Source organism: Actinomycetospora chibensis (genome assembly GCF_028737215.1).
Lineage (GTDB): Bacteria > Actinomycetota > Actinomycetes > Mycobacteriales > Pseudonocardiaceae > Actinomycetospora > Actinomycetospora chibensis.
The window spans coordinates 32,380-52,564 of record NZ_JAQZAM010000006.1 but is presented as its reverse complement, the minus strand read 5'-3'; the positions used below and the strand labels follow the sequence as shown (position 1 = coordinate 52,564).

The 20,185-nt window shown below is 74.9% G+C and carries 21 protein-coding genes; 9 read left to right on the top strand and 12 right to left on the bottom strand.

The genetic code is table 11. The features are described 5' to 3' along the window. Window positions 1-122: 122 nt before the first annotated feature. Complete coding sequence (purL, locus tag PH189_RS10685) at window positions 123-2,429, top strand: phosphoribosylformylglycinamidine synthase subunit PurL (protein WP_274189037.1); 2,307 nt, start codon at window positions 123-125, stop codon at window positions 2,427-2,429. 31 nt (window positions 2,430-2,460) lie between these two features. Here the strand turns inward: purL and PH189_RS10680 are convergent, their stop codons facing one another. Next, a complete protein-coding gene (locus tag PH189_RS10680) occupies window positions 2,461-3,186 on the bottom strand; it encodes an SGNH/GDSL hydrolase family protein (RefSeq protein ID WP_274188768.1) in 726 nt (241 codons plus the stop codon). A 142-nt stretch (window positions 3,187-3,328) separates the two neighbouring features. On the opposite strand from PH189_RS10680, the gene PH189_RS10675 reads away from it, so the two are divergent. The 5 genes from PH189_RS10675 to purM all read left to right on the top strand — a co-directional run bounded on the left by PH189_RS10675 (window position 3,329) and on the right by purM (window position 9,717). Then, entirely contained in the window at window positions 3,329-3,730 is a 402-nt protein-coding gene (locus tag PH189_RS10675) for a sterol carrier family protein (RefSeq protein ID WP_274188767.1), read from the top strand. Window positions 3,731-3,812: 82 nt separating this feature from the next. After that, window positions 3,813-4,619, top strand: a complete 807-nt coding sequence (locus tag PH189_RS10670) for an SAM-dependent methyltransferase (protein ID WP_274188766.1) — start codon at window positions 3,813-3,815, stop codon at window positions 4,617-4,619. Further along, complete coding sequence (locus PH189_RS10665; RefSeq protein WP_274188765.1) at window positions 4,612-6,852, top strand: putative bifunctional diguanylate cyclase/phosphodiesterase; 2,241 nt, start codon at window positions 4,612-4,614, stop codon at window positions 6,850-6,852. Before PH189_RS10670 ends, PH189_RS10665 begins: the two co-directional genes overlap by 8 nt. 51 nt (window positions 6,853-6,903) lie before the next feature. Then, window positions 6,904-8,556, top strand: coding sequence for an amidophosphoribosyltransferase (gene purF, locus PH189_RS10660; protein WP_274188764.1), 1,653 nt, complete (start codon window positions 6,904-6,906; stop codon window positions 8,554-8,556). Between the two features lie 45 nt (window positions 8,557-8,601). Beyond that, the gene (purM, locus tag PH189_RS10655; protein WP_274188763.1) at window positions 8,602-9,717 is read left to right on the top strand and encodes a phosphoribosylformylglycinamidine cyclo-ligase; all 1,116 of its coding nucleotides are present in this window, start codon (window positions 8,602-8,604) and stop codon (window positions 9,715-9,717) included. 3 nt (window positions 9,718-9,720) lie between these two features. Here the strand turns inward: purM and PH189_RS10650 are convergent, their stop codons facing one another. Then, window positions 9,721-9,942, bottom strand: coding sequence for a hypervirulence associated TUDOR domain-containing protein (locus PH189_RS10650; protein WP_274188762.1), 222 nt, complete (start codon window positions 9,940-9,942; stop codon window positions 9,721-9,723). A 152-nt stretch (window positions 9,943-10,094) separates the two neighbouring features. Continuing rightward, a complete protein-coding gene (locus PH189_RS10645; RefSeq protein ID WP_274188761.1) occupies window positions 10,095-10,286 on the bottom strand; it encodes a DUF3073 domain-containing protein in 192 nt (63 codons plus the stop codon). A 137-nt stretch (window positions 10,287-10,423) separates the two neighbouring features. Here PH189_RS10645 and PH189_RS10640 point away from each other — a divergent pair, with 137 nt between their 5' ends. Next, complete coding sequence (locus PH189_RS10640; protein ID WP_274188760.1) at window positions 10,424-11,326, top strand: DUF8083 family protein; 903 nt, start codon at window positions 10,424-10,426, stop codon at window positions 11,324-11,326. On the opposite strand, the gene PH189_RS10635 is transcribed toward PH189_RS10640, so the two are convergent. The 4 genes from PH189_RS10635 to PH189_RS10620 all read right to left on the bottom strand — a co-directional run bounded on the left by PH189_RS10635 (window position 11,327) and on the right by PH189_RS10620 (window position 14,630). Beyond that, entirely contained in the window at window positions 11,327-11,893 is a 567-nt protein-coding gene (locus tag PH189_RS10635; RefSeq protein ID WP_274188759.1) for an RsiG family protein, read from the bottom strand. A gap of 96 nt (window positions 11,894-11,989) precedes the next feature. Next, on the bottom strand, window positions 11,990-13,000 hold the full coding sequence (locus PH189_RS10630; RefSeq protein WP_274188758.1) for a threonine ammonia-lyase: 1,011 nt from the start codon (window positions 12,998-13,000) through the stop codon (window positions 11,990-11,992). Then, window positions 12,997-14,124, bottom strand: a complete 1,128-nt coding sequence (gene ygfZ, locus PH189_RS10625) for a CAF17-like 4Fe-4S cluster assembly/insertion protein YgfZ (protein ID WP_274189036.1) — start codon at window positions 14,122-14,124, stop codon at window positions 12,997-12,999. The genes PH189_RS10630 and ygfZ overlap by 4 nt, the downstream gene beginning before the upstream one ends. A 65-nt stretch (window positions 14,125-14,189) precedes the next feature. After that, window positions 14,190-14,630: a Fur family transcriptional regulator gene (locus tag PH189_RS10620; protein ID WP_274188757.1), complete on the bottom strand. Its 441-nt coding sequence runs from the start codon at window positions 14,628-14,630 to the stop codon at window positions 14,190-14,192. 150 nt (window positions 14,631-14,780) lie between these two features. On the opposite strand from PH189_RS10620, the gene PH189_RS10615 reads away from it, so the two are divergent. Continuing rightward, complete coding sequence (locus tag PH189_RS10615; protein ID WP_274188756.1) at window positions 14,781-15,683, top strand: hypothetical protein; 903 nt, start codon at window positions 14,781-14,783, stop codon at window positions 15,681-15,683. 78 nt (window positions 15,684-15,761) lie between these two features. Further along, entirely contained in the window at window positions 15,762-16,547 is a 786-nt protein-coding gene (locus tag PH189_RS10610; RefSeq protein ID WP_274188755.1) for a hypothetical protein, read from the top strand. Here PH189_RS10610 and PH189_RS10605 read toward each other — a convergent pair. The 5 genes from PH189_RS10605 to PH189_RS10585 all read right to left on the bottom strand — a co-directional run bounded on the left by PH189_RS10605 (window position 16,451) and on the right by PH189_RS10585 (window position 20,084). Further along, window positions 16,451-17,350, bottom strand: coding sequence for a 5-oxoprolinase subunit C family protein (locus PH189_RS10605; protein ID WP_274188754.1), 900 nt, complete (start codon window positions 17,348-17,350; stop codon window positions 16,451-16,453). The genes PH189_RS10610 and PH189_RS10605 overlap by 97 nt on opposite strands. After that, complete coding sequence (locus tag PH189_RS10600) at window positions 17,347-17,988, bottom strand: 5-oxoprolinase subunit B family protein (protein WP_274188753.1); 642 nt, start codon at window positions 17,986-17,988, stop codon at window positions 17,347-17,349. Before PH189_RS10600 ends, PH189_RS10605 begins: the two co-directional genes overlap by 4 nt. Before the next feature lie 14 nt (window positions 17,989-18,002). Then, window positions 18,003-18,662 (bottom strand): heme-binding beta-barrel domain-containing protein, encoded by a 660-nt coding sequence (locus PH189_RS10595; protein ID WP_274188752.1) that lies wholly within the window; start codon window positions 18,660-18,662, stop codon window positions 18,003-18,005. A gap of 265 nt (window positions 18,663-18,927) precedes the next feature. Continuing rightward, window positions 18,928-19,230: a DUF1416 domain-containing protein gene (locus PH189_RS10590; RefSeq protein WP_274188751.1), complete on the bottom strand. Its 303-nt coding sequence runs from the start codon at window positions 19,228-19,230 to the stop codon at window positions 18,928-18,930. Further along, window positions 19,230-20,084, bottom strand: a complete 855-nt coding sequence (locus PH189_RS10585; RefSeq protein ID WP_274188750.1) for a sulfurtransferase — start codon at window positions 20,082-20,084, stop codon at window positions 19,230-19,232. Before PH189_RS10585 ends, PH189_RS10590 begins: the two co-directional genes overlap by 1 nt. Between the last annotated feature and the right edge of the window lie 101 nt (window positions 20,085-20,185).

Below are 20,185 nucleotides of genomic sequence, written 5' to 3'. Positions count from 1 at the left end.
CCGCGCTCACCGCGGGTGAGGTCCTCGCGCACCGTGGGTGAGGCCCTGCGCACGGGCCCGTGAACCGGTCGCGAGGGGCGCCTACGCTCGGAAGGGTGCCCGTCCCCGCCGGTCCGGCCCCTGTGAACCCCGTCCCCGAGGCGCCTCCGGCGCTCCCGCCCGTCGATGAGGTCGCACACGCCGCGGCGACCCCGGACGAGCCCCAGCCGCACGCCGCCCTCGGCCTGCGCGACGAGGAGTACGCCCGCATCCGGGAGATCCTCGGTCGCCGGCCCACCGAGGCCGAGCTCGCCATGTACTCGGTGATGTGGTCGGAGCACTGCTCCTACAAGTCCTCGAAGGTCCACCTGCGCCGCTTCGGCGAGACGACCACCGAGGCGATGCGCGCCCGCCTGCTCGCGGGCATCGGCGAGAACGCGGGCGTGGTCGACGTCGGCGACGGCTGGGCGGTCACCTTCAAGATCGAGTCGCACAACCACCCGTCGTACGTCGAGCCCCACCAGGGCGCGGCCACCGGGGTCGGCGGCATCGTGCGCGACATCATGGCCATGGGCGCGCGCCCGGTGGCCGTCATGGACGGGCTGCGCGTCGGCCCGCTCGACGCCCCCGACACCGCTCGGGTGCTGCCCGGCGTCGTCTCCGGCGTCGGCTTCTACGGCAACTGTCTCGGCCTGCCCAACATCGGCGGCGAGGTCGTCTTCGACCCGAGCTACTCGGGCAACCCGCTGGTCAACGCCCTGTGCGTCGGCGTGCTGCGCCACGAGGACCTGCACCTGGCGTTCGCCTCCGGCGCCGGCAACAAGATCGTGCTCTTCGGGGCCCGCACGGGCCTCGACGGCATCGGCGGGGTCTCGGTGCTCGCCTCGGAGACCTTCGTCGAGGGCACCGGACGCAAGAAGCTGCCCAGCGTGCAGGTGGGCGACCCGTTCGCCGAGAAGGTCCTCATCGAGTGCTGCCTCGAGCTCTTCGGCGGCGGGCTGGTCGTCGGCATCCAGGACCTCGGCGGCGCCGGGCTGTCCTGCGCGACGAGCGAGCTCGCCAGCGCCGGCGACGGCGGCATGCACGTCGACCTCGACACCGTCCCGCTGCGCGCCGAGAACATGACCGCCGCCGAGATCCTCTCCAGCGAGTCGCAGGAGCGGATGTGCGCGGTGGTCACCCCGGAGAACGTGGACGCCTTCATGGCCGTCTGCCGGCGCTGGGACGTCACGGCGACGGTGATCGGCGAGGTCACCGACGGCGACCGCCTGCGGATCACCCACCGTGGCGAGACGGTGGTCGACGTCCCGCCGCGCACCGTCGCCCACGACGGCCCGGTCTACGAGCGGCCCTACGCCCGCCCCGACTGGCAGGACGCGCTGCAGGCGGACGGCGTCGGGGGGCGCGCACGGCCGTCGGCGCCCGCCGAGCTGGCCGCCCAGGTCCGTGACCTCGTGGCGTCGCCGGCGCTCGCCGCGCGAACGTGGGTCACCGAGCAGTACGACCGCTACGTCCGCGGCAACACGACCTCCGCGACGCCCGCGGACGCCGGCGTGGTCCGTGTGGACGAGGCCAGCGGGCGCGGGGTCGCGGTGTCGATCGACGCCAACGCCCGCTTCTGCCAGCTCGACCCGCGCGCCGGCGCCCAGCTCGCCCTCGCGGAGTCGATGCGCAACGTCGCGTCCTCGGGCGCGGTCCCGGTCGCGGTCACCGACTGCCTGAACTTCGGCTCGCCCGAGGACCCGGCCGTCATGTGGCAGTTCGCCGAGGCCGTCGGGGGACTCGCCGACGCCTGCGCGGCGCTGGGCCTGCCCGTCACCGGCGGGAACGTCAGCTTCTACAACCAGACCGGGAGCGCGGCGATCCTGCCGACACCGGTGGTCGGCGTGCTCGGCATCCTCACCGACGTCGCGCGGGCGGTGCGCCACGGCCTCGGCCCGGAGGGCCACGCGGTCTGGCTGCTCGGCCGGACCCGCGACGAGCTCGACGGGTCGGCGTGGGCCGGCGTCGTGCACGACCACCTCGGCGGGCGGCCCCCGCAGGTCGACCTCGCCGCCGAGTCCCGTCTCGCGGCGCTCATGGCGTCGGCGGGTGCCGACGGCCTGCTCTCGGGCGCCCACGACCTCTCCGACGGCGGGCTGGCGCAGGCCCTCGTCGAGGCGTCGCTGGCCACCGGGCGCGGCGCACGGGTCACCCTGCCCCCGGCGCCGGGCCTGGACCCCGCCGCGGTCCTGTTCTCCGAGACCGGGGCGCGGATGCTCGTCACCGTCGCGCCCGGCGACGAGGCCGAGCTCGCCCGGCGCTGTGCCGACGCGGGCCAGCCGGCCGCGCGTCTCGGCGAGGTCGGCGGCTCGGTGGACGCGGTCCTCGCGATCGAGGGCGTCGACCCGCTCCCGCTCGCCGAGCTCCGCGCGCTCTCCGAGGCCACTCTCCCGGCCGCCCTCGACTGAGCGCCGCTGATCGAAGTACCGATACGGACACTCAACGTCTGCGACGGCACTTCGCTGACATCGCGGCGCCCTGCTCCCGCGCCTCGACGAACGCGCGGCCGTAGCGCCGGTAGCCGCGGCCGTTGGGGTGGGCGAGGTCGGGCCCGGCCTCCCAGACCCGGATCCGGTGGGTCGCGGCCTCGAGTGCCACCGGTCGCAGCCCCGGGTGGGCGGCGACGACCTCGCGGGCGACGGCCGACAGGCGCATCCCGCGTTCGCGCACGACGCCCCGCTGCAGGTCCGGGACGTCGGCGACGAGCGCGCCGGCAGGCAGCGCGGCGCAGAGGGCGTCGAGGTCGCGCCGGTACTCCTGCACCGGGACGTCCTGGGCGGCGTCGTTGGTCCCGACGGCGAGGGCGACGATCGCCGTGGGGTCGGTGAACGCCTCGGGGGGCACGACCGGGAGCTGGTCGGCCAGGACGTCGGCCGCCGTCGCCCCGACGACGCCCAGGTTCACGACGCGGACCCGCACTCCGTCGCGCGCCTCGATCTGGTCGGCCAGCCGGCCCGCCCAGGACCGCTCGGGGTGCACGGCGCCGAGCCCCTGGGCCAGCGAGTCGCCGAGCGCCACGAGCAGGACGTCCCCGGGGCTGCGTCCACGCCGGCGCCAGTAGGCGGCGTGGTCGGGCTCCATGGTCGTGGCGAGCCACAGACGGCGGGCCTGCACGGCGGCGAGACCGAGGAACCCGGCGAGGACGAGGGAGCGGACGCGCGGCACGGATCGGCACCGTAGCCGCGCGGACACCGTCCCGTGGTCGGCGAGCCCACACGGTCACCTCGGAGATCGACATCGACCACCCGGGCTCGGTGACCACGCAGCCTCCGCTCCGGTGCCCCTGCCGTCGCTACCCTGGACGACCGTGCCCCGACGAGCCCCCGACCCCGCGCAGGTGCGGGCCGAGCTGCTCGCCGTCGCCGAGTGGGTCCGCGACCCCGACGGCGTCGAGCGCCCGCCGCGTCCCGCGCTCGCGGCGGCGGTGCGCTCCTCGCTGCGCACGCTGGAGCACCAGGCCCCCGGGCACTCGGTCGAGGTGCGCGTGCCGCCGTTCGGCGCCGTGCAGTGCGTCGAGGGCCCGCGCCACACCCGGGGCACGCCGCCCAACGTCGTCGAGACCGACCCGGCGACGTGGCTCGCCCTCGCGCTCGGGCTGACGACGTGGGACGCCGCGGCGGACCGGGTGACGGCGTCGGGGCACCGGGCGGCGGACATCGCCCGATGGCTCCCGGTGGTGGACGGACATCGAACGTGTGAGAAGAGCTGAGCCGACTCGGTAGTGGCCGTATCATCCCGATGACCGGAACGTGACCGACGAGGCCGGTGGCGGTCGACGGAGAGGGGACCGTGTGCAGCGGCCGAGCTGGGCTCCCGAGGAGATCGACGTCGACCGGCCGAGTGCGGCCAGGGTGTACGACTACTACCTCGGCGGCCTGCACAACTTCTCGGCCGACCGCGACATGGCGGCCCGCGCCGTCGCCGACTGGCCGGAGCTGCCGCGCATCATGCAGGCCAACCGGGCGTTCCTGCGGCGGGCCGTGCGCCACCTCGCCGCGCAGGGCATCGACCAGTTCCTCGACATCGGGTCCGGCATCCCCACGGTCGGCAACGTCCACGAGATCGCCCAGGCCGCGCTGGGCGAGGCCCGCGTCGTCTACGTCGACATCGACCCGGTCGCCGTCGCGCACGCCCGGGCCCTGCTCGCCGACGACCCCACCACGGGGGTCGTGGAGGCCGACTTCACCGACCCCTCGTCCGTGCTCGACGACCCGGTGACGCGCTCGCTGATCGACTTCTCCCGTCCGGTCGGGGTGCTCGTCGTCGCGCTGCTGCACTTCGTGGGCGACGACCGGCGTCCGGGCGAGGTGCTGGCCCGCTACCGCGAGGCGATGGCGCCGGGCAGCCACCTCGTCCTGAGCCACGCCAGCGCCGACGGTGCCCCGGAGCACGCGGACGAGCACCGGGCGCTCTACCGCCGCACCGCCACCCCGATGACCATGCGCTCCCGCGACGAGGTCGCCGGGCTCGTCGCGGGGTTCACCCTGGTCGAGCCGGGCATCGTGTACCTCCCGCAGTGGCGTCCCGACGACCCGTCCGCGCCGCTGGAGAACCCGGAACGGTTCACCGGCCACGCCGTCGTGGGTCGTCGTGACTGAGCCCCCGGCGGCGGCGCCCGCGGCCCCCGACCGCGACACGCTCGACGCGCTCGCCGCCCACTGGGCCGAGGAGGTCGAGGGCACGAGCTATGTGCCGATGGCCGCCGACGAGCTGCAGGAGCACCTCCTCGAGCTCGCCGGCCTGGTCGTCGAGGCCGTCCGCGCCGAGCCGCCCCGCCCGGAGGTGGGTGCCGAGGTCGGCCGGCGCCTCGTCGCGGCGCACTTCACGGGCCCCTCGACGCTGGAGCGCACGGTGGTGCTGCTCGCGGACCGGCTGCCCGCGCTCTACGGCCCCGAGGTGATCCCGGCCGTGCACGCGCTCACCGGGGCGCTCGCCGCCGGCTACGCCGCCACCCTGCGCGACCGCACCCTCGACGAGCAGGAGGCGATCCGGCGGGCCGTGCTCGTCGCACGCCAGCACACCGAGCAGGCCCTGCACGCCAGCGAGGCCCGGTTCCGCGCGATGTTCCACGAGGCCGCGATCGGGATCGGCCTCGGCGACATGGAAGGGCGGATCCTCGAGGTCAACCCGGCCATGACACGGATGTTCGGGCACACCGCCGACGAGTTCAGTGCGCTCACCGTCGGCGAGCTGGCCCACCCCGACGACGCCCCGGCCGTGTGGCGGCTCTACGAGCGCCTGCTGCGCGGCGAGCTGGACAACTTCCGCGTCGAGAAGCGCTTCTTCCGGCGCGACGGCGAGGTGATCGTCGGGCACCTGACGCTGTCGCTGGTGCGCGACGAGGAGGGCAGGCCGTCCTACCAGCTGGCGATGCTCGAGGACGTCTCCGAGCGGCATCGCCTGCAGCAGCACCTGACCTACCAGGCCTATCACGACCCGCTGACCACGCTGGCCAACCGCGCGCGCTTCACCGAGCGCCTCGAGAAGGTCTTCGCCGACGCCGGGCCGCACTCGACGCGGCGGGTGGGGGTCTGCTACCTCGACCTCGACGGCTTCAAGACCATCAACGACAGCCTCGGTCACCACGTCGGCGACCTCATGCTCCAGGAGGTGGCCCGCCGGCTCGGCGCCTGCGCGGGCGAGGGTGAGCTCGTCGCCCGCACGGGGGGCGACGAGTTCGTCGTGCTGGTCGAGGACTCCCAGGGCGTCGACCGCCTGGTCGGCCTCGCCGACCGCGTGCTCGCGGCCCTCGCCCCGCCCCTGCGCCTCGCCGGCCAGGAGCTCGCCGTCGGCGCGAGCATCGGCGTCGTCGAGCAGGCCGTCACCGACACCACCGCCAGCGAGCTCATGCGCGCGGCGGACATCACGCTCTACACGGCCAAGGCGGAGGGGCGTGGCCGCTGGGCGGTGCACGACCCCAGTCGCGACGAGGCCGAGACCGCGCGGTTCACGCTGTCGGCCGCCCTGCCCATGGCGGTCGCGCACGACGAGTTCTTCGTGCTCTACCAGCCGCTGGTCTCGCTGTCCGACCACCGCGTCCGCGGCGTCGAGGCGCTCGTCCGCTGGCAGCACCCCCGTCTCGGCGTGCTCTCGCCCGCACTGTTCATCGGGCCCGCCGAGGAGACCGGCGTCATCGTGCCGCTGGGGCGCTCGGTGCTCGAGACCGCGTGCCGCGACGCCCGCGACTGGCACGCCGAGTTCGGGTCGGCGGCCCCGTTCGTCAGCGTCAACGTCGCCCCGCGCCAGCTCCACGAGCCGGGCCTGGTCGCCGAGGTCGCCGCCCTGCTCGACCGCACCGGCCTGCCCCCCGACCGCCTGCAGGTGGAGCTCACCGAGCGCGCGCTCACCACGGACGAGGGCGCCCCGCTCAAGGCCCTCGACGGGCTGCGCGCGATGGGCGTCCGGATCGCCGTCGACGATTTCGGCACCGGCTATTCGAACCTCTCCTACCTGCGCAAACTGCCCGTCGACGTGATCAAGCTCGACGGCTCGTTCGGCGAGGGGCTGCGGGAGGAGGAGCTCTACGACGAGGTCGACGAGCGGATCGTGGGGACGCTGGTCGACCTCGGTCACGCGCTGGAGCTGACGGTGACCGCCGAGGGCGTCGAGACCGCGGCGCAGGCCGCGCGGCTCCGCGAGCTCGGGTGCGACGAGGGCCAGGGCTGGCTGTTCGCGCCCGCGCTGCCCGCGGGTGATGTCGCCACGATGCTGCGGCGCGGGGAGCCACTGGGCGAACTGACCGCCGCCTCACCGTCGAGGCCGGCCGGGCTGAGAGCGGGATCGCGTCCCCGACGGCGCGCGGGGCCCCGCCGGGACGGTCGGGGCGCGTAGGGTTGGCACCGGCACGACTCGTGGCATCACCGTCGACAAGGAGCCGTCCCGGTGGACCCAGCCGGACCTGATTCACGGCCCACGTCATCCACCTCGACACCCCCCGAGGCCCCCGCGTACGACGAGGGGCCCAAGGAGGAGTGCGGCGTCTTCGGCGTCTGGGCGCCCGGCGAGGAGGTCTCGAAGCTCACCTACTTCGGGCTCTTCGCCCTCCAGCACCGCGGCCAGGAGGCCGCGGGCATGGCCGTCAGCGACGGTCGCCAGATCGTCGTCTTCAAGGACCTCGGGCTGGTCAGCCAGGTCTTCGACGAGCAGACGCTCTCGTCCCTGCGCGGCCACCTCGCCGTGGGCCACACCCGGTACTCGACGACGGGCTCCCCCACCTGGGAGAACGCCCAGCCGACGTTCCGCACCACCGCGGCGGGCACCGGCCTCGCGCTGGGACACAACGGCAACCTCGTCAACACCGCCGAGCTGGTGCGGCGCCGCGACGCCGCCCTCGCGGTGAACGGCGGCGCGCGCCACGGCCACGGCGGCGGGAACCGGCGCTCGTCGGCCCTCGTCGGCGCCACCACCGACTCCGACGTCGTGACGGGCCTGCTCGCCGACTCGGCCGCCGACCTCGGGGTCGAGGAGGCGGCGGTGCGGCTGCTGCCCGACCTCCAGGGCGCCTTCAGCATCGCCTTCTGCGACGAGACCACGCTCTACGCCGCCCGCGACCGCCACGGCGTGCGCCCGCTCGTGCTGGGGCGTCTCGACCGCGGCTGGGTCGTCGCCTCCGAGACCGCCGCCCTCGACATCGTCGGGGCCTCGTTCGTGCGCGAGGTCGAGCCCGGCGAGCTCATCGCCATCGACGCCGAGGGCCTGCGCAGCTCGCGGTTCGCCGCACCGGAGCCCAAGGGCTGCATCTTCGAGTACGTCTACCTCGCCCGCCCGGACACCTCGATCTCCGGCCGTGGCGTGCACTCGGCGCGCGTCGAGATCGGGCGCCGTCTCGCCGCCGAGCACCCGGCCGAGGCGGACCTCGTGATCCCCGTGCCCGAGTCCGGGACGCCGGCCGCCGTCGGTTACGCCGAGGCCTCGGGCATCCCGTACGGCATGGGCCTGGTCAAGAACGCCTACGTGGGCCGCACGTTCATCCAGCCCTCGCAGACCATCCGCCAGCTGGGCATCCGGCTCAAGCTCAATCCGCTGCGCGAGGTCATCCGGGGCAAGCGCCTCGTCGTCGTCGACGACTCGATCGTCCGCGGCAACACCCAGCGCTCGCTCGTGCGGATGCTGCGCGAGGCCGGCGCCCTCGAGGTGCACGTCCGCATCGCGAGCCCGCCCGTGCGCTGGCCCTGCTTCTACGGCATCGACTTCGCGTCGCGGGCGGAGCTCATCGCCAACGGCCTCGACGACGAGGGCGTGCGCCGTTCCGTCGGCGCCGACAGCCTCGGCTACATCTCGCAGGACGGCCTCGTCGCGGCCACCGACCAGCCGCGCTCGCGGCTGTGCACGGCGTGCTTCTCCGGCGAGTACCCGATCCCGCTGCCCGACGAGGCGATGGTCGGCAAGCACCTGCTCGAGGACGTCACCGGCGCGAGCTGCGGTGACGGCGGCTCGGGCGGTCCGGTCGTGTTCGAGCACGGGCGTGCGAACGGCACCGGGATGCCGCTCGGGACGCCGGGATACGGTGCCGAGGACGCGCTCAGCCGTCCCTGACGGCCCTCACCCCCGCCTACTCCCGCTCTGCGAGGAACTCCACCGATGACCCACGCCCCCGACGACACGGCCGGCGAGCTCGCGGGCCAGCAGGCCAGTTACGCGGCCGCCGGGGTCGACGTCGAGGCGGGTGAGCGCGCCGTCGACCGTCTCAAGCCGCTCGCGAAGTCGACCTCGCGTCCCGAGGTCCTCGGCGGCATCGGTGGCTTCGCCGGCCTGTTCGCGCTGCGCACCGGCAAGTACCGCGAGCCCGTGCTCGCGGCGTCGACCGACGGCGTGGGCACCAAGCTCGCTGTCGCCCAGGCTGCCGACCGTCACGACACCGTGGGTCGCGACCTCGTGGCCATGGTCGTCGACGACCTCGTCGTCTGCGGCGCCGAGCCATTGTTCCTGCAGGACTACCTCGCCATCGGGAAGCTCGTCCCGGAGAAGGTCGAGAAGATCGTCTCGGGCATCGCCGAGGGGTGCCGGCTCGCCGGCTGCGCCCTGCTCGGTGGCGAGACGGCCGAGCACCCCGGCGTCATGGAGCCCCACCACTACGACCTCTCGGCCACGGGCGTCGGGATCGTCGAGGCGGACGGGATGCTCGGACCCGACCGCGTGCGCCCTGGCGACACCGTGGTGGCCATGGGCTCGTCCGGCTTGCACTCCAACGGCTACTCGCTGGCCCGTCAGGTGCTGCTGGAGATCGGCCGGATGTCGCTCGACGGGCACGTCGAGGAGTTCGGCCGCACGCTCGGCGACGAGCTGCTCGAGCCCACCCGCATCTACGCGCGCGACTGCCTCGCCGTCGCCGCCGAGACCGACGTGCGCACGTTCGCCCACGTCACGGGCGGCGGCCTCAGTGCGAACCTGGCCCGCGTGATGCCGGCCGGCCTGACCGCCGAACTCGACCGCTCGAGCTGGACCCCGGCCCCGGTGTTCAAGCTCATCGCCTCGCGTGGCCGCGTCACCCGCGACGAGATGGAGCGCACATTCAACATGGGCGTCGGCATGATCGCCGTGCTGCCGCCCGACGACGTCGACCGCGCGATGGCCGTCCTCACGGCCAAGCACGTGCCGTCGTGGGTGATCGGCGAGGTGCGGGCCACCACCGAGGCCGACGACCCGGCCCCGGACAGCGGTCACGCCCTCCTGCGCGGCGACCACCCCCGCTTCTAGCCCTCAGTCGTCAGGCATGAGTTCGGAGTGGAGCTTGAGCACCGTCTGGCCGTTCGACTGCTCCAGCACGTAGGCCGGGTTGTCGTCGGTGCCGTTGCGGGTCTTCTTCTTGCCGTCGATGGTGCGCTCGACGCGCTCGGTGTGGACCTCCGAGACCGTGGCCTCGGCCTGGCCCTGACCCCAGTTCCACTTGACGTCGTCGCCCTTGCTGAACGCCTTCGTCACGCTCGCTCCTCGCACGCCGGGCCGCTGCTGATCGAGCGGTCGATGCGCGCGGTTACCCGCCCGGGCGGCGATGAAGCCTGCCGTCCGGAGCGGGTCGAACCGTGGTGTGGCCGTGTGTCCGGCCGACGACGATCGACGGTCCTACAGGACCGTCAACGCTCGTCGTAGCTGTACTCGCCCCAGCGTGCGTCGACCTGCTCGTCGTCGTCGGAGCGTCGGGCGGCGAACCGGTCGTCGCCGCTGCCCAGTTCCTGCTGCAGCGCGTCGAAGTCCGTGTTCGGGGAGCTGTACTTGAGCTCTCGGGCCACCTTCGTCTGCTTGGCCTTGGCTCGTCCGCGTCCCATGTCTGGACCCCCTCGCACAGGGCGGGGGCGGCCGGAGCATCTCCGACGGCCCCCTGAAATCTGAGGTGACTCTCGTGCTCACGACAATACCGTGTGTCCGATCGGGGTCGCGACGTGACATGGCACGATCGGCGGCCGTGCCCGCCCCCTTCGTCTGCTACCTGCGCGTCTACGAGCCGTTGGGGGCGTTGAAGGCCCCGTTGGCCGCGCGGGTGCGGGCCGGACTGGCCCGCGGGGCGGTCCCGGTGATCGACGCGGGCCGTCGCGACCGCGAAGTGTGTCTCCGCGCACAGTTGGCCGTGCCGTCCCGGCTGCTGCCGGGCGAGCGTGTCGACGGCACCCCGCTCGACGGTCCGGCCGACGTGCTGCTCGCGGAGGGACCGGGCGGCACGGGTGGCGAGCCGGTCGGCCCGAAGACGCTGGTCTGCCCGCTCGAGACGCGCCCGCGGGCCGCGGCGGCGCTCGTCGGGTTCCTCACCAGCGAGGCGCCGATCCTGCGCTCGGCCGCGCTCGCCACCGAGGAGTCGGCGGTGCGCTCGCGCGCCGAGGCCGCCGTCGCGGAGCTGGGGGAGTCGGCGACGCACATCGTGTCGGCCAACTGGACGGTCCCACTGCCGTGGTTCGCGCTGGTGGACCCCGCCGAGCGGATCCTCGTCCTGCCCTCCGACGACGCCGTCACCGCGGCCGAGGCGCCGGCCCGTCGCTGCTACTGGCGGGTGCCGGTCGGGGACGCCCTCACGCGGGCGGACGCGACCGCCGACCTGCTCACCGAGACGCTCGGCGACGACGGCCCCGCCGAGGTGCTGCGCGACACCGCGCGGTGGCTGCGGCATTTCGACCCGGGCTCGCTGGTCGAGCTCGACTACGGCGGCCTCGTGACGCTCATGGACGACCAGACCCTCGCCGCGGACACGTCGGCCGAGGACGTCGCCGAGGCCCTCGAGGCCCTGCGGGGCGGCGACGCCGAGCGCGCGATGGCGAGCTACCGGCGCCTGCGGGACTTCTGGGCGGGCCGTGCGGCCCACCAGCGCGCCAACTAGCTACTGCATTTCCTTTCTCAGCAGGTCGTCCACCGACGCCGAGCCGTCGCGGTAGCGCCGGCCGAGCTCGTCGTTGCAGGCGTCCATGACCTGCTGGACCATGCTGCGGTGCTCGGAGACCGAGCGCTCCTCCTCCGCGTACGCGGTGGCGGCGGCCGTCAGGTCGTCCTCGGAGAGGGTCGCGACGTCGGACAGCCCGGTGTCGGCGAGCAGCGCCTCGACGTGCCGGCGGTGCGACTCGGCCCGCGAGGGCTGCACCGTGTGGTGACGCCCCCGGCCCGCGGCCGGGCCGAGGGCGTTGTCGGCGAGGATCCGCGGGAGCTCGTCGACGAGCGACGGACCCTCCTCGCCCTCGGCGGCGGCCACCCGGCGTCGCTGCTCGAACCGGACGATGTCCATGCGCGCGTGCAGGAGTCGGCGCAGGTAGGACAGGTCCGTCTCCTCCTGGGCCGCGTCGTCGCGCTTGGCCCGGGCGTCGTCCATCGGGCACGTCGCCAGGTCGGCGAGGAAGGCGGGGTCGAGCACGCGGTCGAGGCGTCGGCGACCGCCCTGCCGGAACTCGATCATGGCTTCACATCGTGCGCGACCAGGGGGTGCGCTGTCACGCGGCAGGAGGGTCGGCGCGTCGAGAGGTGCGTGCGGCGCGTGCGCCGGTCGCGTGCCTCACCCGAACGTCGGCACCGGCGCCCGGTCGGCGAGGACTCCGGCCAGCCAGGCGGGGTCCACGTTGCCGCCGCTGACGATCGCGACCGTGCTCCGGGCGCGGTCGCCGGCAGGCAGGGCGAGCCACCCCGCGGTCGCGACGGCGCCGCTCGCCTCGCAGGGCACGCCGACGGCGTGCAGCCGGCGGGTGGCGTCGGCGATGGCGTCCTCCTCGACGGTGACGACGTCGGCGACCAGGTCGCGCACGTGCGGCCAGGTCAGCTCGCCCAGCGCGGTGGAGCGCAGGCCGTCGGCGGCCGTGCGGGCCACCTGCTCGCGCGGCCAGCGCTGCCGCTCGCCGGCGTGCCAGCTCGCCGCGGCGTCGCCCGCGAGGGACGGCTCGGCACCGATCACACGCACCCCGGAGCCCCGGAGCGCGGCGGCGATCCCGCTGATCAGCCCGCCCCCGCCGATCGGCACCACGACCTGCTCCACGCCCGCGCGATCGGCGAGGACCTCGGCGCCCACGGTGCCCTGGCCGGCGATGACGTCGGGGTGGTCGTAGGGCGGGATCAGCGTCCCGCCGGTCTCGGCGACCGCGGCGGCAGCGGCCGACTCGCGCTCGTCGGCCGGGACGCGCACCAGCCGGGCGCCCAGCGCAGCCATGGCCTCGACCTTGGCTTCGACCGCGTCGTCCGGCACGACCACGCTGCACGGGACGCCGAGGCGCTGCGCGACCCAGGCCAACGCGCGCCCGTGGTTGCCCGAGGAGTGGGTGACCAGGCCGGCCGCACGGCGCTCGGGCGCGAGGCGGCTCGCGGCGTGGAAGGCGCCGCGCAGCTTGAATGCGCCGATCGGCTGGAGGTCCTCGCGCTTCACCGCGAAGCCGGGCGCGAGCTCCTGGACCGGCGTCCGCGCCGCGACGCCCTCGAGCACCGCGGCGGCCGCGGCGACGTCGGACGGACCGAGCAGCGCTGCCGGGTCGAGCTCCCCTATCGGCGTGCTCCTCTTGATGCCCCGTCTCCCGGTCACCCCTGCAGGCGACGCATCGCCGCGCGGCCGGGCGGCTCGCCGGTGTCGGGCGGGATCGAGTCCGGGTCGACAGCGGCGGGGCCGGGCACCTGCTGGTCGCCCTCGGCCGCGACCCACAGCGGCGTGTCCGCCGACGCGGCCGCGACCGCCGAGCGCTTGAGCAGGGCCAGCGCGACCGTGCCGAGCTCGTGGTGACGCACGGCGCTGCCGATGCGCCCGACCGACCGGCCGCCCTCGGCGGCGAGCACGGGCGTGCCGGGCGGGGGCAGCGGGTCGTCCCCGGCCTGCAGGTGCAGCAGCACCAGCTGGCGGGGCGGGCGGCCCAGGTTCGCGACGCGCGAGACCGTCTCCTGGCCCCGGTAGCAGCCCTTGTGCAGGTGGACCGCGCCACCGATCCACCCCATCTCGTGGGGGATGGCGCGCTCGTCGGTGTCGACGCCGAGGCGCGGGCGGACGGCGCCGACCCGCAGCGCCTCGAAGGCGTCGTGCCCGGCGGGGCGGGCGCCCGCGCCGCGGAGCCGCGACCACCAGGAGCCGAGCTCGGCGCGCGGGACGATCAGGTCGACGGCCGCCTCGGGGCCCGGGCCGGGCCACGGCATGCGCCGCACGACGCCGCCGTCGGGCAGCGCCGCGGACGCGTGGTCGCCGTGCGGGGCCACGACGCCGGCGGCCGTGAGGACCTCGTCGATCTCGGGGCCGACCAGCGACAGGACCGCCCAGTCGGCCGACTCGTCGGCCACCGTGACCTGCGACCAGAAGCGCATCCGGTCCAGGTACTCCGCCAGCGGGGCGGCGCGGCCGGGTTCGACGTCGAACCACACCGTGTCGTCGACGTGGGCGAGCACCGCGTGGTGCTCGACGCGGCCCTGTGCGTCGAGGACCAGCGCCTCGGTCCCGGCGCCCTCGCCGAGGTCGGCGACCTGCTGGGTCAGCAGGAGGTGCAGCCAGCTCAGCCGCTCGGGACCGGAGACGCGCACGACGCCGCGGTGGGAGCGGTCGACGACGCCGGCGCGGCGGATCAGCGCGCGCTGCTCGCCGAACGGGTCGCCGTAGTGGGCGGGGACCGCGGCGTCGGGGCCGGCGTCGTGGTCGGCATCGGGGCCCTCGTCGCCGTCGGGACCCATCGGGGGCTGGGGGCCCACCGCGCCCGGCTCGTCGAACGTCGGGGACGGGGTCAGGGGAGAGGTCACTACGCGTCCTTCGCGAGCTCGGCGTCGGCGCGGTCGGCGCAGGCCCGGCAGGTGCCGGAGAGCGCGACGTGGGTGGCGTCCAGGCGGAAGCCGTGCGACGCGCGCAACGACTCCGCGAGGGCCTCCAGCGCGTCGACGTCGATCTCGTCGACCGCGCCGCAGTGATGACAGACCAGGTGGACGTGCTCGTGCTCGGACGTCGCGTACGTCGGCGCGCCGTGCCCGAGATGGGTGTGCTTCACGACGCCGAGCTGCTCCAGCAGGTCCAGCGTCCGGTACACCGTGGTGATGTTCACCGCGGGCGCCGTCTCCTGCACCCGCGTGCAGACGGCTTCCGGCGTCGCGTGGCCGAGCTCGACGACCGCGTCGAGCACCAGCTGGCGCTGCGGGGTCATGCGCAGGCCACGGCGGTGCAGCGTCTGCCGCAGTTCGGTGTCCACCCGGTCGATGGTAGGCCTCGGACGCGCCGGGAACCCCCGGGCGGGCAGGGGGCGGCTCCGTGCGTCGGCGGGCGGCGGTCCCTACGATCAGGAGGGTTCTGCGCCCGACACCCGGCGCGCTCCGTGGACCCCGGCTGCAGGCAGGTGACGATGACGACCGGTGAGCAGGGACGCACACCGCCCGACGCCGAGCACTATCTGGACTTGTCCGGCATCGAGGAGGACAGTCCCGGCCCGCACTTCGACGTCGTGCTGCGGGGATACGACCGGCGCCAGGTCGACGAGCACGTGGCCGGCCTCCGCCGGATGAACGCCCAGCTCCGCGCCCAGCTCGCCGTGCGCGAGCGGCGGCGCAGCGCCGCCCCCGAGACGTCGGTCTCCTCGGGGCTGGAGGGACGGGTCTCGGACACCATCCCCGAGGCGCGTCGCGCGGACCACCACGAGACCGGTGACGCGGCGCCCGGCAGCCCCGACATGGTCGGCGCCTTCAACGACCGGCTGCGCGGCATCCTGCAGGCCGCCGAGCAGGAGGCGCAGCTCGTGCGCAGCAAGGCCGCCGAATCGTTGCTCGCCGAGCACGCCGAGTCGCGCGCCGCCCTCGCGGAGCTGCGGGCGCAGCGTGACGCCGTGGTCGACGAGCTCGTCCGCCTGCGCGGGCGGCTCGACGACATCGTCTCCGGCCCGACGCGACCCTCCGCGGCACCGCCCGCACCACCCCGTCCCGGGCCCGCGGGACCGTGGCGCGGTCCCGCCCGGCCGCCCGGTCCGCCGCATCCGGGGCACCGGCCGCCCGGGCCGTACGGCGGACCTCCCGCGTTCGCGCCCGGGTCGGTGGACCAGCCGACCATGCACCCCGTCGCCCACCCGGTCGACGCCGACGCGACCGCGGCGGACACCGTGTCGGTCGACGCCGCGGCCGAGTCGGACGGCGCCCAGGAGTCCGGGACGCCGGAGACCTCCGAGTCCCAGGTCGATGTCACGGAGGGCACCCAGCCTGCCGCGAGCGCTTCCCGCCCGGCGCCGTCCTCGCCGGAGCGTGCGGCAGACGGGTGACAGACCTTCGGTCTCGCTCGACCGTCGGTGACCGGATGGCGCCGCGCCCCGCGGCCGGACGGCGTACCGTGGCCAGCCATGCGCGTGCTCGAGTCTTCGATCACGTGGACCGTGGTCGCGGCCGTCCTGCTGGTCGTGGCGATCGTGCTCATCGTCGTGTCGTCGGCCCGGCGGCGTCGGGTCCGTCGTGCGGCCGCCGCTGCGGCATGGCCGCCCCCGGCGCTCGAGTCGGGTCGTCCGGACCCCGCAGCGGCGTGGAGCGACCCGGCCACGGCGCGCCGGCGGCCATCGGCGGGGTCACCGGTCTCGAACCTCGACGACGTGCCCGACGCGACGGCCACCGCGACGTACTCGGACCCGCCGACCGACCCCCTCGACGTCGACGCGGTGCGTGCGGGTCTCGCCGAGCCCCCCGCCGAGTCCCCCGCCGAGTCCACCGCTGACTCCGCGGCCGAGGACACCCCGCCCCAGGCACCGCACCGGCCCCGGCACGCGGCGACAGCCGACGGCGACCCCGGCCCCGACACCGAGTCGGCCAAGGACCGGCTGCTCGCGGTGCTCCTCGGCGATCCCCGGGCCGCGGTGGCGGCGCTCGCCGCCGTGGACACCGCCGTCGACACCGACGCCGGCACGACGGCCTCCGACGCCGACGTCACGGCCCTGCTGCGGGCCGGGCTGAGCCCGAGCCAGGTCGCCCGCCTGGTCGGGGTGGACGAGTCCCGGCTCGCGGCGCTCGTGGCCCGGCGCCTGGGGCTGTTCCCCGACGATCAGGCCCGGAGCGGCACGAACCGCACCGACGAGCCCGGCCGGAGCTGGGCGAACGCCGGCAGCTCGGCCGGCTCCACGACGCCGACCACGGGATAGCCTCCGGTCGTCGGGTGGTCGGCGAGGAAGACCACCGGCTGCCCGTCGGGCGGCACCTGCACCGCGCCGCCCACGAGGCCCTCGCTGCGCAGCTCCACACCCCGGAACGCCTCGGCCCGCTCGAGCTCGGGACCCCCGAGGCGCACCCCGACCCGGTCGCTCGTCGAGCCCACCGTCCACGTGCCCGCCCGCAGCCGGCCCGCCGCGTCGTCGACCCACTCCGCGCGCGGCCCCAGGTGCAGCCGGATCACGACGGCGTCCGGCGCCGCGGACACACCGACGGCCCCGGTGCCGACGGGCGGGGTGGGCACGGCCGGGCCGAGCGGCAGCCGCGTGCCGACCTCCAGCGGCGCCGGCCCGAGTCCGGAGAGCGTGTCCGCGCTGCGGCTCCCGAGGACGGGCTCGACCGCCACCCCGCCACCCACGGCGAGGTAGCCGCGCAGGCCGCTGGTCGGCGCGGGCACGACGAGGACGTCGCCGGCGTGCACGTGGACGGGCTGGTGCGACGCCACCACGCGCTCGCGGCCCCCGGTCCGCACGACGAGCCCTCCGGGCGGACCGGTGAGCGCGACCGTCGTCGCGTCCGTGACCTGCAGCGCGAGCCCGCCGAGCAGGATCTCCAACCCGGCCACGTCCGGCGGGTTGCCGACGAGCCGCTGCGCCAGCGCGTGCGCGGGTCCGTCCAGGGCACCGGCCGGTGGGACACCGATGTGGGCCCACCCGGGCCGTCCGTGGTCCACGACGAGGGCGCGGGGACCGACCTCGGTGACGACGAGCTCCCGGTGGACCGGCCCCCGACTCACGGCTGCCCCGCGTCCCGGAAGCGCACCGTCGTCCCCGGCACCAGCAGCGCGGGCGGGTCGCGGTCGGGATCGAACAGGGTCGGCGCGTCGTCGGTGAGCCGCCCCAGCAGCCGCCAGCCGCCGGGCGAGGTGCGGGGGTAGACGCCGCCGAACTCGCCGGCCACCCCGACCGAACCGGACGGGATGCGCGGGCGCGGAGTGTCCAGACGCGGCTGCTGCAGGGGCTCGGGGAGCCCGGCGAGGTAGGCGAAGCCGGGCGCGAAGCCGCCGAAGGCCACGGTGAGCGTGGCGCCGGTGTGCAGGTCGACCACCTCGTCCACCGAGCAGCGGGCGTCCCGGGCGACGAGCTCGAGGTCCTCGCCGTCGTAGTGCACCGGCAGCTCGACGCTGCCCGCGTCGCGGTCCCCCCGCGGGGCCGTGGTGTCGATCGCCTCGAGCAGCGCCCGGACCGCAGCCAACGCCTCACGGGCGCCCGGGGCCGTCACCAGCACCGTCCGGGCCGCGGGGACGACGTCGACGACGCCGGGGAGCTCGCCGCGCGTCAGGGCCTCGCGCAGGGCCGCGCCGACCGCGTCCACCTCCGCGAGCCCGTCGAGGTCGACGAGCAGCGCCTCGGGGCCGACGGGCCGGACGTCCACGGGCGGGGCGGAGCTCAGCCGACGACGCGCCGCAGCCGCGCGGACGTGTGCGGCTGCATCGGCTGGCCCTCCATGGCGCGCTCCTCGACGTAGGCGAGGTCGCCGTCGTCGACGATGCCGTACAGCCGTGTCGCGCCGTTGACCTCCTTCGCGGTGGAGGTCCGGGCGATCGCGTCGGTCTGCAGCTCCCAGGAGGTCTGTGTGCGGCTCTCGCCGTAGTAGAGCTCGATGATCCCGGTGTGGTGCGCGAGCAGGAGCTCGAGCGTGCCGTCCTCCTGCGCACGCCACCAGCCGACCTCCCGGGCGGCGGGCCGGACCACGGCCCCGCCGGGCCCGTCGAGGATCCAGGAGCGGGCCTCCCAGGACAGGAACGGCCGGCCGTCGTGCGCGACGGTGATCTGCTGCCCGAAGTGGAACGGGCCGTCGATGGTCGGGTAGACGACCTCGCCCTCGCCGCGCCACACGCCCACCAGCGGCAGCAGGCCCAGGAGGGCGTCGTTCAGTTCCGGGCCGAGCCGCAGGTTCGCGGTGTCGTTCAGGACCGGGAGGTCGTCCCACCCGGGGATGTTGGCGTCCCGGGTGCGCTCGGCGCGCTCCGCGGCCGCCCGGATCGCCTCGTTGCCGCTGCTGCCCTCGGGCAGGTCGGCCTCGTCGGGGTTGATGGACGAACTCATCGCTCCTCCTCGCCGGTGAGGGCCTCGTCGCGGAAGAGCCGCCGCGTCAGCACGACGCCGGCGCCGAGGATTCCGGCGCTGCACGCAGCGAGCAGGACGGTGTAGAACCACGCCACCGGACCACCCTAACGACCACCGCCCGCCCGCCCCGCCGCGGTGGGCGGGACGAGCGGGCGGAGGGTCCTACTCGAGTGATCGACGTACCGATACGGACACGGGACGTCAGATCAGACGGAGCACGCCGATAGGGGCACGCCGCTGACACTCAGGCCGCGACGGAGACCTCGGTGGTGAACAGGCCCGGGCCACCGACGGTGACCTCGGTCTGGCCGTTGCCGGCGCGCGAGAGTGCGCGGACGGTCCAGGTGCCCGGGGCCGCGAAGAACCGGTAGTCGCCGGAGGCCGAGGACACGACCTCCGCCGTGAACTCACCGGTGCCGTCGAGGAGCCGGACGTAGGCGCCGCCGACGGGCGAGCCGCCGTTGGTCACCTTGCCGACCAGCACCGACTCCTTGCTCAGGTCGGTGCCGGCGGGCAGCTCGGCGGTCTGCTCGGGCGCTCCGCACATCAGGAACCACTCCCACTCTGTCCGGGCCCCGTCTCGATCGGCACGCCGATCAGCGAGCCGTACTCGGTCCAGCTGCCGTCGTAATTCTTCACGTCGGACTCGCCGAGGAGCTCGTGCAGCGCGAACCACGTGTGCGAGCTGCGCTCGCCGATGCGGCAGTAGGCGATGGTCGAGCGCGAGGAGTCGAGACCCTGCTCGGAGTAGAGCTTGCGCAGCTCGTCGTCCGACTTGAAGGTGCCGTCCTCGTTGGCGGCCTTCGACCACGGCACGTTGAGCGCCGAGGGGATGTGGCCGCCGCGCTGCGCCTGCTCCTGCGGGAGGTGCGCCGGGGCGAGGAGCTTGCCGGAGAACTCATCGGGCGAGCGCACGTCGACGAGGTTCTTGGTGCCGATCGCGTTGACGACCTCGTCGCGGAAGGCGCGGATCGAGGTGTCCTGCTCCTTCGCGGTGTAGGAGGTCTGCGAACGCTGCGGGACCTCGGTGTCGAGCTTGCGCCCGTCGAGCTCCCACTTCTTGCGGCCGCCGTCGAGCAGCTTGACGGCCTGGTGGCCGTAGAGCTTGAAGTACCAGTAGGCGTAGGCCGCGAACCAGTTGTTGTTGCCGCCGTAGAGGATGACGGTGTCGTCGTTGCCGATGCCCTTGGCGGACAGCAGCTTCTCGAAGCCGGCCTTGTCGACGAAGTCGCGGCGGACCTGGTCCTGCAGCTCCGTCTTCCAGTCGAGCTTGACGGCGCCGGGGATGTGCCCGCCGTCGTAGGCGGTGGTGTCCTCGTCGACCTCCACGAAGACCGTATTGGGGGCGTCGAGGTTCTCCTCGGCCCAGTCGGCACTGACCAGGGCGTCCTGGCGGCTCATGTGTGTTGCTCCTCGGGTGCTTGCGGATTTCTGGTGGTTCTCACGACGGGATCCCCGCCGGCGACCCGTACAGCCGGGGACCCGCGATCACACTGCGAAGG

Coding starts and splice junctions, on each gene's coding strand:
- ygfZ (WP_274189036.1), bottom strand. CDS start 14,124: ATGGGTCCCGACGGCGACGAGGGCCCCGATGCCGACCACGACGCCGGC.
- PH189_RS10595 (WP_274188752.1), bottom strand. CDS start 18,662: ATGAGTTCGTCCATCAACCCCGACGAGGCCGACCTGCCCGAGGGCAGC.
- PH189_RS10590 (WP_274188751.1), bottom strand. CDS start 19,230: ATGTGCGGAGCGCCCGAGCAGACCGCCGAGCTGCCCGCCGGCACCGAC.
- PH189_RS10635 (WP_274188759.1), bottom strand. CDS start 11,893: ATGATCGAGTTCCGGCAGGGCGGTCGCCGACGCCTCGACCGCGTGCTC.
- PH189_RS10585 (WP_274188750.1), bottom strand. CDS start 20,084: ATGAGCCGCCAGGACGCCCTGGTCAGTGCCGACTGGGCCGAGGAGAAC.
- PH189_RS10645 (WP_274188761.1), bottom strand. CDS start 10,286: ATGGGACGCGGACGAGCCAAGGCCAAGCAGACGAAGGTGGCCCGAGAG.
- PH189_RS10610 (WP_274188755.1), top strand. CDS start 15,762: ATGCGCGTGCTCGAGTCTTCGATCACGTGGACCGTGGTCGCGGCCGTC.
- PH189_RS10615 (WP_274188756.1), top strand. CDS start 14,781: ATGACGACCGGTGAGCAGGGACGCACACCGCCCGACGCCGAGCACTAT.
- purM (WP_274188763.1), top strand. CDS start 8,602: ATGACCCACGCCCCCGACGACACGGCCGGCGAGCTCGCGGGCCAGCAG.